Genomic DNA, 12,750 nt, shown 5'->3' on the forward strand with positions numbered 1-12,750 from the left:
CCAGACGTGTTATTATACGATCTTCCAAACTAGAAGTATGTCTTTTAATTGTTGAAAGCTTTCCTCAATGCTTCCACTGTTATCTATGACCGCATCGGCCTTTTCCGCTTTTTTGCGAACGGGCATCTGCGACTGGATGCGTTCTTCCGCATCTTCTCTGGACGACTGGTCCCGATCCATCAAACGTTTAAGTTGAGTTTCCTCATTTACATATACAACAATGATTTTTTCTACATAATCTGTTAGACGACTTTCAAATAGTAAAGGAATATCCAGGACGACTGCCTGATTCTGTGCCTGCTTGTATATCTCCCGTTGGAGTATCATCTCTTCTCGAACCCTAGGGTGGACGATACTATTCAACTGTTCCCGTTTTTTCTCGTTTGAAAAAACGATTTTCCCGAGTTTTTTCCGATCCAGTTCATTTTTTTCATCAAGGATCTGTTCCCCGAACGTACTTATAATGTCATTGTAAGCTGGTTCCCCGGGTTCAACAACATCCCTGGAAATCTGGTCGGCATCAACAACAGGGATTCCCATGTCCCTAAACATGTTCGCAACTGTACTTTTGCCACTGGCAATACTTCCAGTCAATCCTATGACCAACGTCATCCTGACACCTCCTTAAGATAATTTAATCAAACCGATAATAATGAGCAGTACTCCGGGTAATATAGAAAGACTTTCCGCTTTGTCACTCAGCTTCGAACCACTCAATATGCCGCAGCCGAGCATGCAGAAAGTAGCTAAAGTGATCATAATCGCTGTAAATAATACAGGGATTCCCATTAACGCTCCACTGATTCCCGCTCCAATTGTATCCAGCGATAAGGCAGCTCCGAGAAGCCAGACTTCCTTCCCCTGGATCCCGCCTGAATGGTCCACATCAGCTGCAATGGGGTCATTCAAAACTTTCGTCGGGTTCAACCATGGTTCTTTTTTCTCTTCCCGCTCTTTTTCTTTTTTAAAAAACTGCCATAAAAAAAAGATTCCAATTCCTATCAACGCCAGTGCCCCTACACGCTCTGCAGCTTCAGGTGCAACTACCGCCGCCAATAAATGACCAAAATAGGAAGACAACAGGAACATCGCTCCTGAAACACAGGCGATAAGAAAGACACCCCTTACCGTCAGCCCAACCTTTTTCAACCCTAATACGCAGCCGATTCCAAAACTGTCGATACTAACTGCGGTTACGAACAAAAATATGAACATGCCAATTCCCATTCATCCCACACCTTCATTCCTTAAGCTGTGGGATAGTATATGGGTGCTTAGCTGTTAATGTGTAACGGCTGGCATGTAGGACAAATATGAGTCCCTCTGCCACTCACCTTCATTTTTTGGATAGGAGTACCGCATTGGACACAATCGGTATCCTGTTTCCCGTATACACGAAGCTTCTGCTGAAACATCCCGATCTCTCCTTGACTGTTCAAATAAGAACGGATGGTCGTTCCGCCTTGGTCGATCGCTTCCAGAATGACGGAAATGCTGGCTTCCCGTAATTGTTCAACTTCCGTTCTAGTTAACGTATGAGCGATCCGTTCTGGGTGGACCCCTGCCCTGAAGAGTGCTTCATCCACATAGATATTTCCGAGCCCCGCCACAACCGATTGGTCAAGCAGAACCGCCTTTACATTCCGGGAAGTCTTTTTAATCCTTTGATAGAAATAATCGACAGTAAAAGCTTCATTGAAGGGATCAGGTCCTAACTGGATCAGAGGTTTATTTTCAAGTTCTCCTCCTTTAGGAAATGCATGCATCGTTCCGAATTTGCGTACATCGTTGTATCGAAGTTCGGTCCCGTCAGTAAAATGGAAGATCACATGCGTATGTTTGGGTGTTTCAAGTGTTCCATCATAAACCCCAAATTTCCCTTCCATGCGCAGATGGGAGACGATCGCAACGTCATCCAGGTGGAAAATTAAAAACTTCCCTTTCCTGTCGATATCCTGAATGGTCTGCCCTATCAATAACTGTTCAAATTCCTTAGGGTCCTGCGGGCGTTTAATGATATTTCCCCAAAATACAGATACCTTCTCAATCTCTTTCCCAACAGCAAGGTGTTTGAGGGTTTTTCTGACTGTTTCTACTTCAGGTAATTCCGGCATAATTTCATTCTCCTCTTACTTCGCATCATACCATGTGTCTCCGTAGGAAGAATCCACTTTAAGAGGGACATCCAGATTCACTGTGTTTTCCATAACGGAAGATACGATTTCTTCAAGTTGTTTCACTTCTTCTTTTGGTGCCTCTATGATCAATTCATCGTGAACCTGCAGTAAGACTTTGGCCTGCATGTTCTCTTCTTTAAGTTTGGCGTCAAGGTCGATCATCGCTTTTTTAATAATATCCGCCGCACTTCCCTGGATCGGAGTATTCATGGCAGTCCGTTCAGCAAAACCGCGTTTATTGAAGTTACGGCTTGTAATATCAGGGAGGTACCTTCTTCGGTTCATGAATGTAGAGACGTAACCTCTTTCTTTTGCCTCTCTTACGGTTTCATCCATATAGGATTTGACGCCAGGATAGCTCTCAAAATATTTATCAATAAATTGCTGAGCCTCTTTTCTCGTGATTCCGAGACTCTGAGACAATCCATAATCACTGATTCCATAGACAATGCCAAAGTTTACAGCTTTTGCTTGTCGTCTCATTTCCCCTGTTACGTCATCCCTGGAAACACCAAAGACTTCACTGGCTGTTTGAGTGTGAATGTCCTCATCTGCTTTAAATGCCTGCATAAGTTTCTCATCCTGAGCAATATGAGCAAGAACACGAAGTTCAATTTGTGAATAATCGCTTGCGAACATTATCCAATCCTCTTGCGAAGGAATGAACGCCTGGCGGATTTTCCGGCCTTCTTCTAAACGTATAGGAATATTTTGTAAATTAGGATCCGTTGAACTTAATCGGCCTGTCTGTGTCAGAGCCTGGTTGAACCGGGTATGAATTTTTCCTGTTTCCTGATGGACAACTTTTAAAAGACCCTCAATATAGGTAGACTTCAATTTCCGGAGCTGACGATTGAGCAGGATTTTAGGAATGATGGCATGCTTGTCTTCCAACTGCTCTAACACATCCGCTGATGTGGAATAACCGGTTTTTGTCTTTTTAATGACAGGAAGCTCAAGCTTTTCAAAGAGAATCGGTCCTAATTGTTTAGGTGAATTGAGGTTGAAACTCTCACCCGCTAATTCATATATCTCGTGTTCAACCTTATTTAGCCGCTCCTCTAATTCTTCACCCATAGTTTCCAGACGCTCGACATCAACATATACACCGCGGTGTTCCATCTGTCCGAGAATAATGGCAAGCGGCATCTCAAGGTCTTTGTATAATTCATACTGCTCATTATCTTTCAACTGCTTTTCCATATCCTCTTTCAAGTTAAAAAGGAGAGATGCTTTTCGACCAATGTGCTCGTGTAACTCTTGATCTTCTGGTCGTTTCAGTTTAGCGCCTTTACCATACACCTCTTCATCATACTTCACCGCTGTTTCCCCCAACCGATGGCCGATTGCTGGAATGTCATGGTTATTTTCAGAAGGATTGATCAAATAAGAAGCGAGTAAAAGGTCAAAAGTTATCCCTTTCATTTCAATGCCATGGCGTAGAAGCGCAACAGACGTGCGTTTGGCATCGAATACCCATTTTTCATTGTCTGTGCTTTCCGCCCACTTTTTGAAAGTGTTTGATTGTTTAGCGTCTTCCATTGAAAGGACGAATTTCCTTTGAGCATTTACGATGGCAATACCTTCCACCGGCGCTGTATGATAGTTGTCATAAAGCATTTCCACAACAACGGATTCCTGCCCTGTAAATAGATCGTCATGGATTTCTTTTACTACTTCCACTTCAATTTCGGGCAGGTTTTCAGCGTCATCCGACTCTGTTCCACCTTCCTGCACGCGGGAAAGTAAAGATTGGAAACCTAGATCTTTAAAAAGTTCACTTACCTTTTGAGTTTGATAACCTGAATATTCAATCTTAGATACATCGATCTCAAGGGGTGCCTGTCTTTCAATCGTAACGAGCTTTTGACTCATCAAAGCCTCTTGTTTATGGGTCTCTAATTTTTCCTTAAGCTTTTTACCACTTACATCATCAAGATTTTCATAAAGATTTTCGAGGGTATCAAATTGTTTCAACAGTTTAACAGCTGTCTTTTCCCCTACTCCCGGTACACCTGGGATATTATCAGAGCTGTCTCCCATCAATGCTTTCAAGTCAATGATTTGATCAGGCCGCACTTCCATTTTTTCCATGAGGAAAGAAGGAGTGTATGTATCTACATTAGTAATGCCTTTTTTCGTCAGACTCACCGTTACATCTTCATTCACAAGTTGAAGGAGATCTTTATCTCCTGATATCACCTTCACTTCAAGACCTTCTTCACCAGCCTGAGTAGCCAATGTACCGATAATATCATCCGCTTCGTAATTGCTCAGCTGATAATAATTGACTCCGAATGCATCCAGAAGCTCCTTTAGAACTGGAAACTGTTCCGATAGTTCGGATGGAGTTTTTTGACGCCCGCCCTTATATTCCGCATATGTCTTGTGACGAAACGTCGTTTTACCAGCATCAAATGCTACAAGAAGGTGATCTGGCTGGTCTTCTTCAAGTATCTTCAGCAGCATGGTCGTAAAACCATATACCGCGTTCGTATAAACCCCTTTATCATTATTCAATAGCGGCAGTGCAAAGAATGCCCGGTATGCAATACTGTTCCCATCGATCAACACTACTTTTTCAGCCATCGGCTCACTCCTCATCATTGAAGGTCCTTTCCCTGAGGACCTTCTCCTATTACTTCTTATTCTTTGATTGTTTATGGAATCAATGTATGCTTGTCTACAACCCTTGGTTACTTTGACAAAAATAAACGCCTTTTTCTTCATTCTACCATGTTTTAAGGTAGAGAGGAAAAAGGCGCGCTCTTCCATTATTCGAAATAACCTAACAGTAATTCAGCATATGGTGAATCCTGTGGGAGGATGATGGTTGTCTCTCCATCAATCGTCTTCTTATAGGATTCCAAGGTACGATAGAGCTGATAAAACTCTGGGTCCTGGGAGAAAGATTCATTGTAAATTTGTGCGGCTTCCTGTTCCCCCTCTGCCCTTATTTTTTCTGCATTGGCTCGTGCAGTCGACAGCATTTCCTGCACCTCACGATCCACTTCTGCCCGGATTCTGCTTTTATCTGCTTCCCCTTTAGATAAATACTGTTGAGCAATCTTCTCACGATCTGTAATCATTTGGTTGAACACTGCTTCCTCGTTGGCTTCCGGAAGATCAGAACGCTTGATCCTGACATCATCAACTATAATTCCATAATTATCCCTTTGCAGATATTCGTTCACTTTGGCTGTTATTTCTTCATTCAATACCCCTCTTGAACTCTCTTCTTCATTAATGATCTCTGAGAAATTCATTTTCCCTAATTCCGAACGGACAATGGAAAAAATGAACTCTCCCATTCTTGCTTCTGCATTCATTTCGGTTCGCGCATTGGCAATCATATTTTCCGGATCTGTAATACTCCAAATCGCGTAATTGTCGATAATCATTCTTTTTTTATCCAGCGTGGTAATTTCTTTCTCATCTACGTCGTATACCATCTTCTTTTTAGATAGAGTAGAGACTTCCTGAACCAATGGTATTTTGAACTTAAGACCTGGTTCATCATGGATTTTCACTACATCTCCGAATTGACGGACGACTTTATACTCCCCTTCTTTTACAATCACAACGGAGCTTAAGGCGATGAGAAGAATCCCTATGACTGCCAAGAGAACCACTCCGCCTTTAACATATCTCTTTATATCTTTTTTCTGCTTTTCATTTTCATTGAAGATATCGTCGCTCATGAATCTTCACTCTCCTCATCCTCCGTCGATCCAGGAGGAACGACCTTTTGAGCATTTCCTTGATTTAAGGGCAGATATTTCATCGTATTGCCATCATCATTCATGATGTACACATTAGCTTCTGGAAGCACTTCTTCCAATGTCTCCATAACAAGACGTTCGCGTGTAATCGACTCATTCCCCTGGTACTCGTCCAACAAGGCATTAAAACTTGCGACTGCACCTGTAGCCTGTTGGATTCTTTCCACTTTAGCCCCTTCTGCTCTCTGAATGATGGCATCTTTTTCTCCAAGTGCTTCTTCCCGTTTCTGATTAGCATATTTTTCTGCTTCGTTCACTTTACTCTGCTTTTGTTCTCTAGCGTCTGTGACCTTTGTAAAAGCAGACCTTACTTCCTTATTCGGAAGATCCACTTCCTGAAGGCGGACATCTATAATAGACACTCCTATTTCATAATGATCGACCAAACTTACTAACCCTTCACGGACTTCATTTTCAATTTCAGCCTTACCTGAAGTTAAAGCTTCATCGATCTCACTGCTGCCGATTACGCCTCTCAGTGAAGATGAAGTAGCATTAAATAAAACTTGTTCTGGGTTTTCAGATGCAAATAAATAAGCGGCAGGGTCGGTAATCTTCCATTGGACAACGAGATCCGCCTGTAATATCATGTCGTCCCCTGTGATCATCGTTACTTTATCCGTCTCTTCCCCACTATCATCAAATCCGAAATCCAAACTGAACGTCTCTTTAGACATTTTCTCTACTTCCTGGATCGGCCAGGGCATTTTGAAGTGTAAGCCCGGTTCCGTAATGCCATCCTCAGCTTTTCCGAATGTCAGCACAACGGCCTGCTCTGACTCGTCAACGGTGTACCAGGTCGTAATCAGGGCAATAATCAATATCACACCTGTGACGACAAGCCCCGTCCATTTATAAAGTTGCTTAAGACTCATATCGACTTCCCCTTTTAATTTATGGATACTATGTTTACGGCTATGTAACAAAAAGGTTTCAAAAAAGGAAGCACGTTCCATAAAAGGAAATATTCCAAAGGAAGGTTTTATAGATTGAATAGTGCCCTTAAAGAGGCCATGTAAAAGGATATTTATTACAGGGTGGTTTTTTTACATAAATATAACGAAAAAAGGCAGAAGCGAGGGAAGCTTCTGCCAAAAAGAGAAAACACCTTGGATGAAAGGGTTTCAAAGGTATTCTATCGAAGTATTGTTAATCTAAATTTAATATAATATTAATTTTCCGTAAACTTCTTAGGGATTTCCACATAAAAAGTAGTGCCCGCATCCACTTCACTTTCAACATGGATGGTGCCTTGATGAGCTTCTATGATATGTTTAACAATGGCAAGACCAAGACCCGTCCCCCCCGAGTTTCTGCTTCTTGCTTTATCCACACGATAAAACCTTTCAAAGATACGGGAAATTTCTTCTTCAGGAATGCCCACACCATTATCTGATACCACAATGGTCACATGATCTTCTGTTTCCTTGAAGGTAAGGGTAACTTTCCCTTTATGCCCCGAATAGTTAATCGCATTAGTCATCAAATTCATAAACACTTGTTTTAAACGGCTGGAATCCCCTTGAATCCAAGTACTTCCTGTGATGGTAGCATGAAGTTCCACCTGCTTCTGATCTGCATGTTGTTCGACAATCGGCAGCAAATCCTTCAATAGCCTTTGGACTTCCACCTGCTCAAGATTCAATAAAAAATCTTCACGTTCAAGCTTGGACAATTCCAGCAAGTCCTGAATCAATGATTGTAGTCGACCACTCTCTTTCAGAATGATTTGTAAAAATTGCTCGAGCATTTTTTCATCTTTCATAGCTCCATCAAGTAATGTTTCAGAAAATCCACGAATCGAAGTGATGGGCGTTTTTAATTCGTGAGAAACATTGGCTACAAAGTCTTTCCTCATCTGTTCCAACTGCTTTAATTCTGAGATGTCATGGAAAACCAGGACAACTCCCCTCCATTTCTGGCCCTCACTGAAGATAGGGGCCCCGGTCACTTCTAAATGTTTTCGATCAATGTTTACGGGCAGAACAAATGTTTCGCTCACAGTTTCTTCGAACATATAAATTTTTTGAACGGTTTCATGAATCGTCGTATATGGGATGGCATCATGATACAAATGCCCGATGAAATCTTTCTGCTCTCCTTTAAATGTTTCAAGAAATGCTCGATTTAAGAGAAGGATATACCCCTTCTCATCAATTAATACTAATCCATTCCCCATATTGTTAATGACCGCTTCCAATTGGTTTTCCTGCATTCCTTTGGTACTGGTCATCTCCTGAAGGTTTCTGGCAAGTATATTGATGGATTGGCTCAATTGCCCAGCTTCACCAAAATGCCCTTCATAGGTTCTCGCTTTATAATTCCCTTTGGCAAGCTCCGTTGCAACATTCGCTGCTGAACGAATCGGGCGGATATAATTAGAGAATACATTATAACCAATAATAAAAATGACTAGCAGACCGAGCAGTAAAGTAATACCAATCAATAACCAAATATTCTTTGTAATGTTGGATAGGGCTTCAACAGGAGAAAGTAAGATCAGTGTTCCATCGATTTCATCTACACTGTTTAAAGCAGGATAATAAAAGATATCATCGATCATCTGCCCTTCGTTCATTGAAGCAGATCCACTTTCCACCCGCTGAATGACAGCTTCTTTTTCCTCACTGCTTATGACTGGAACCGCATCAACAGTGTCGATGATCTTTTCACCGGAATCTGATACGAAAAGTAACCCCGTATTCAATTGCCTACTGAATTTGTCCAATTCTTTCTGACTCACTTCACGTTCTTCCGTATACTGATCCAAATACGTGATGAAATATTGACTTTCAGCCTCTACTCGTTGTTCAAATATATTAATGAAATAGCCGCGGGTCAGCTGGGCAAGGACGATCCCCAACCCGAGCATGACAATGACCACCAAAACCGTATAGGTCATCAGTGGTCTGGTATTAGAAGACATTTATTTAGGCTCCTCCATCTTATAACCGAGCCCACGAATGGTTTTGATATAGACCGGTTTTTTCGTTTCCGGTTCGATTTTTTCACGTAAATGGCTGACGTGGACATCGACAATACGGGTATCTCCGGCAAAATCATAATTCCATACAGCACTCAAAAGCTGGTCCCTGGAAAGAACACGGCCGATATTCTGCGCTAGATAAAGCAACAATTCAAATTCTTTTGGAGTAAATGTCAAAGCTTCTTCATTAATAGTCGCTTCGTACTGTTCAGGATAAATAGCCAGGTCTGCAATTTGAATCACCTTCTGGTCGTTCGGCACATTCTCACGGACCATTCTTCTCAATATCGCTTTGATCCTGGCAACCACTTCTCTCGGGCTAAAAGGTTTCGTCAGATAATCATCGGCACCCAGCTCAAGTCCAAGTACTTTATCAAATTCATCATCTTTAGCAGTCAACATGAGAATGGGGGTGTTTACTTGGAGCTGTCTTAATTGCTTGCATACTTCCATTCCGTCCATACCAGGAAGCATGACATCGAGTACAATCAAATCAAAGTTGTCTTTAGAGGCTTTTTCTAAAGCGTCCGTCCCATTGTATGCAACATCTGTTTCATAACCAGCCTGATCGATATTATATTTTAATAAGGTTACAATTGATTCTTCATCATCAACAATTAATATTTTTTGTTCCAATGCCATCACCTCTACTACAAGTTACTTTCATCATACAATGAAGTTTACATTTTGAATACGTATCTTAATCATTTTTACTTAATCTTAATATAGACATCGAATTCTCCTTCATTCATCCATTCCACATACAATATATTGTTAGGATGCTATCGTATAGTAAAAAAAAGCCGTCAACCCTCTTCCTGAGGTTCAGACGGCTTTCGTTATTGGAACGTGCATTTCTTAGTAAAAATTCTCCAAAGAAAGAGAATTCATGGAGTCTGGTTCATATGGCGGCTGGACGGTAACCATTCCTTTGACAACTTCATCTCCCTCTTCATCATAACCTGCTACTTGCAGCTCAATCTGATGTTCCTCCCGATGAACGTCTGAAATCTCTACGTGAAACCGCACTTCTCCATAATGGTAAACGGGTTTTGGATACTGTAGATTTTGTTGGGTGATATGACTTCCAGGGCCCGGCAGGTGCATAGATACAATGGAAGATACCATACCAAATACCATCACCGTCGGAACAACCGGTCTTTTGAAAGGCGTTTGGGAAGCATAATCATGCTGGATGTACAATGGATTCGCATCGTCCGTCAGCCCTAAATACATGAGTAAATCTCTGTCCTCAACTGTAAAAGATGTGGTGAATTTTTCGCCCGGCTTCAAGTCATTGATTTTCTTTCCTAGCTTTCTCTTTTTACCTAACATATTCTTCACCTCTTGTAAGCGTTTTCTTATAAAAGTAAAAATGGTTTCTACTTTCATGCAGATGCGGGGCATCATACACGCATGGTTTTCAAGGATGTTGTAAAAAAAAGGATTCGAGGGCGTCCCTCGAATCCCTTCATCTTTATTTTAATACATTCAGCACATTTTTAACAGAATCCGCTGATTTATCCAACTGTTGTTTTTCTTCTTCTGTCAATTCAAGTTCAATAACTTCTTCTATTCCGTTTCCACCCAGAATGGTAGGAACACCTAGATATATGCCATCATATCCGTATTCCCCTTCCAAATAAGCAATGGAAGGAAGGATTCGACGTTGATCTTTCAGAATGGCTTCAGCCATTTGGACAAGAGAAGCGGCAGGTGCATAATAGGCACTTCCATTACCGAGAAGGCCGACAATTTCTCCTCCACCTTTACGCGTCCTTTCTACAATGGCATCTAAGCGCTCTTTAGAAATCAACTTGTCGAGGGGAATCCCACCTGCAAAGGAATAACGGATAAGGGGTACCATATCATCTCCATGCCCACCTAGAACAAAACCAGTCACATCTTTGATGGATACGTTGAGTTCTTCGGCTACAAATGTACGGAACCGAGCGGTATCCAAAACACCAGACTGTCCAATCACACGATTTTTAGGCAGACCAGCTTCTTGGAATACAGAGTAAGTCATAGCATCAACAGGGTTTGTCAATACGACAATAAAACAATCTGGAGAGTTCTTAACGATTTCCTTCGTCACACTCTTCATAATCTTTGAATTCGTGTTGACGAGATCGTCTCGACTCATGCCTGGTTTACGGGCAATGCCTGCTGTAATGATGACAAGGTCAGAATCTTTTGTATCCTTATAATCGGAGGTGCCCGTCACTTTTGCGTCAAAACCCTGGACTGGACTTGCTTCCAGCATATCCAGAGCTTTACCTTTCGTTGGATCTTCCATATCAGGAACATCCACAAGAACGACATCGCCCAATTCTTTCTGAGCTAGCATTAACGCTGTTGTAGCTCCCGTGAAACCAGCACCGATTACTGAGATCTTATTTCTTCGAATCGCCATCAAGACCCACTCTCCCTTATTGATTAATCCATATTTTTGATTAGTTCATCACCGAATTCGGAGCACTTCACTTCTGTTGCTCCTTCCATCATACGAGCGAAGTCATAAGTGACAACTTTGCTTCCGATGGTCTTATCCATAGATTTCGCAATCAAATCAGCCGCTTCTCTCCAGCCCAGGTGTTCGAGCATAAGGACACCTGAAAGAATGACAGAAGACGGGTTCACTTTATCAAGACCTGCGTATTTAGGAGCAGTACCATGTGTCGCTTCAAAAATAGCATGTCCTGTTTCAAAGTTGATGTTCGCCCCTGGTGCAATACCGATTCCACCCACTTGTGCAGCAAGTGCATCAGAAATATAGTCACCATTCAAGTTCATTGTCGCTACAACATCGAACTCTTTCGGACGTGTAAGGATCTGTTGAAGGAAGATGTCTGCAATTGCATCTTTCACGATGATTTTACCTTCAGCCTCTGCAGCATCCTGTGCTTTATTAGCCGCTTCCTTACCTTCTTTTTCAACAATGCGGTCGTATTCAGCCCATGTGAATACTTTATCGCCATATTCTTCTTCAGCTACTTCATAACCCCAAGCTTTGAAGGAGCCCTCTGTATACTTCATGATGTTTCCTTTGTGGACGAGCGTAACGTTCTTACGTCCTTCATTCAGTGCATAATCGATCGCTGCACGGACCAAACGCTTCGTACCTTCTTCGGACACGGGTTTGATACCGATTCCGGAAGTTTCAGGGAAACGAATGTTATGTACACCCATTTCGTTCTGAAGGAAGTCGATGACTTTCTTCACTTCTGGGGTTCCTTTCTGCCATTCGATACCAGCATAGATATCCTCTGTGTTCTCACGGAAGATAGCCATGTCCGTGTCTTCAGGACGCTTAACTGGAGAAGGCACGCCTTGGAAATAACGAACAGGACGCAGACATGTAAATAAGTCCAATTCTTGACGAAGAGCTACGTTAAGAGAACGAATTCCTCCACCGATTGGAGTCGTCAATGGACCTTTGATCGCAATCTTGTAATCTCTGATTGTGTCAAGAGTTGCCTCTGGCAGCCATTCGCCTGTTTGATCGTAAGCTTTTTGGCCTGCAAGGACTTCTTTCCACTCAATGGATTTTTCACTATTATAGGCTTTATCGACCGCAGCTTCGATTACTCGGCTTGCTGCTGCCCAAATATCAGGACCGATTCCATCACCTTCGATATAAGGAATAACCGGACGTTCAGGTACATTAAGTGTTCCGTTTTGTTCTACTGTAATTTTTTGTGCTTGTGTCACAATAAACCCTCCTAATATTTTATAAGAAATATGGATGGATCATCCTTTTCTATCATACGTTAAAATAGGTTGAATAAAAAGGGAGGCCCCT

General features: G+C 42.0%; 11 protein-coding genes. All 11 read right to left on the reverse strand.

The genetic code is table 11. From position 1 onward, the window contains the following. Positions 1-12 precede the first annotated feature (12 nt). The 11 genes from coaE to icd all read right to left on the reverse strand — a co-directional run bounded on the left by coaE (position 13) and on the right by icd (position 12,659). Positions 13-612 (reverse strand): dephospho-CoA kinase, encoded by a 600-nt coding sequence (gene coaE, locus ACXADE_RS14320; RefSeq protein WP_474981122.1) that lies wholly within the window; start codon positions 610-612, stop codon positions 13-15. Between the two features lie 12 nt (positions 613-624). Beyond that, positions 625-1,227 carry a sporulation membrane protein YtaF gene (gene ytaF, locus ACXADE_RS14325; protein WP_474981123.1) on the reverse strand — a complete coding sequence of 201 codons (603 nt, stop codon included), beginning with the start codon at positions 1,225-1,227 and terminating at the stop codon, positions 625-627. 47 nt (positions 1,228-1,274) lie between these two features. Continuing rightward, positions 1,275-2,114, reverse strand: a complete 840-nt coding sequence (gene mutM / locus ACXADE_RS14330) for a DNA-formamidopyrimidine glycosylase (protein WP_474981124.1) — start codon at positions 2,112-2,114, stop codon at positions 1,275-1,277. A gap of 15 nt (positions 2,115-2,129) precedes the next feature. Then, the gene (polA, locus tag ACXADE_RS14335; RefSeq protein ID WP_474981125.1) at positions 2,130-4,766 is read right to left on the reverse strand and encodes a DNA polymerase I; all 2,637 of its coding nucleotides are present in this window, start codon (positions 4,764-4,766) and stop codon (positions 2,130-2,132) included. A gap of 185 nt (positions 4,767-4,951) precedes the next feature. Further along, positions 4,952-5,878 carry a protease modulator HflC gene (gene hflC / locus ACXADE_RS14340; RefSeq protein WP_474981126.1) on the reverse strand — a complete coding sequence of 309 codons (927 nt, stop codon included), beginning with the start codon at positions 5,876-5,878 and terminating at the stop codon, positions 4,952-4,954. Continuing rightward, positions 5,875-6,834 carry an FtsH protease activity modulator HflK gene (hflK, locus tag ACXADE_RS14345; RefSeq protein WP_474981127.1) on the reverse strand — a complete coding sequence of 320 codons (960 nt, stop codon included), beginning with the start codon at positions 6,832-6,834 and terminating at the stop codon, positions 5,875-5,877. The genes hflC and hflK overlap by 4 nt, the downstream gene beginning before the upstream one ends. 296 nt (positions 6,835-7,130) lie before the next feature. Continuing rightward, entirely contained in the window at positions 7,131-8,885 is a 1,755-nt protein-coding gene (gene pnpS / locus ACXADE_RS14350; protein WP_474981128.1) for a two-component system histidine kinase PnpS, read from the reverse strand. Beyond that, on the reverse strand, positions 8,886-9,581 hold the full coding sequence (locus tag ACXADE_RS14355; protein ID WP_474981129.1) for a response regulator transcription factor: 696 nt from the start codon (positions 9,579-9,581) through the stop codon (positions 8,886-8,888). A gap of 222 nt (positions 9,582-9,803) precedes the next feature. Continuing rightward, complete coding sequence (locus ACXADE_RS14360) at positions 9,804-10,280, reverse strand: MaoC family dehydratase (protein WP_474981130.1); 477 nt, start codon at positions 10,278-10,280, stop codon at positions 9,804-9,806. Between the two features lie 142 nt (positions 10,281-10,422). Further along, a complete protein-coding gene (mdh, locus tag ACXADE_RS14365; RefSeq protein WP_474981131.1) occupies positions 10,423-11,361 on the reverse strand; it encodes a malate dehydrogenase in 939 nt (312 codons plus the stop codon). A 23-nt stretch (positions 11,362-11,384) separates the two neighbouring features. After that, a complete protein-coding gene (gene icd, locus ACXADE_RS14370) occupies positions 11,385-12,659 on the reverse strand; it encodes an NADP-dependent isocitrate dehydrogenase (RefSeq protein ID WP_474981132.1) in 1,275 nt (424 codons plus the stop codon). Between the last annotated feature and the right edge of the window lie 91 nt (positions 12,660-12,750).

Source organism: Halobacillus sp. ABR2_026, from assembly GCF_056158545.1.

What these genes read in the sequence shown, in the direction of transcription:
- ytaF (WP_474981123.1), bottom strand. Translation starts at nt 1,227, where the DNA reads ATGGGAATTGGCATGTTCATATTTTTGTTCGTAACCGCAGTTAGTATC.
- mutM (WP_474981124.1), bottom strand. Translation starts at nt 2,114, where the DNA reads ATGCCGGAATTACCTGAAGTAGAAACAGTCAGAAAAACCCTCAAACAC.
- mdh (WP_474981131.1), bottom strand. Translation starts at nt 11,361, where the DNA reads ATGGCGATTCGAAGAAATAAGATCTCAGTAATCGGTGCTGGTTTCACG.
- hflK (WP_474981127.1), bottom strand. Translation starts at nt 6,834, where the DNA reads ATGAGTCTTAAGCAACTTTATAAATGGACGGGGCTTGTCGTCACAGGT.
- polA (WP_474981125.1), bottom strand. Translation starts at nt 4,766, where the DNA reads ATGGCTGAAAAAGTAGTGTTGATCGATGGGAACAGTATTGCATACCGG.
- pnpS (WP_474981128.1), bottom strand. Translation starts at nt 8,885, where the DNA reads ATGTCTTCTAATACCAGACCACTGATGACCTATACGGTTTTGGTGGTC.
- hflC (WP_474981126.1), bottom strand. Translation starts at nt 5,878, where the DNA reads ATGAGCGACGATATCTTCAATGAAAATGAAAAGCAGAAAAAAGATATA.
- coaE (WP_474981122.1), bottom strand. Translation starts at nt 612, where the DNA reads ATGACGTTGGTCATAGGATTGACTGGAAGTATTGCCAGTGGCAAAAGT.
- ACXADE_RS14360 (WP_474981130.1), bottom strand. Translation starts at nt 10,280, where the DNA reads ATGTTAGGTAAAAAGAGAAAGCTAGGAAAGAAAATCAATGACTTGAAG.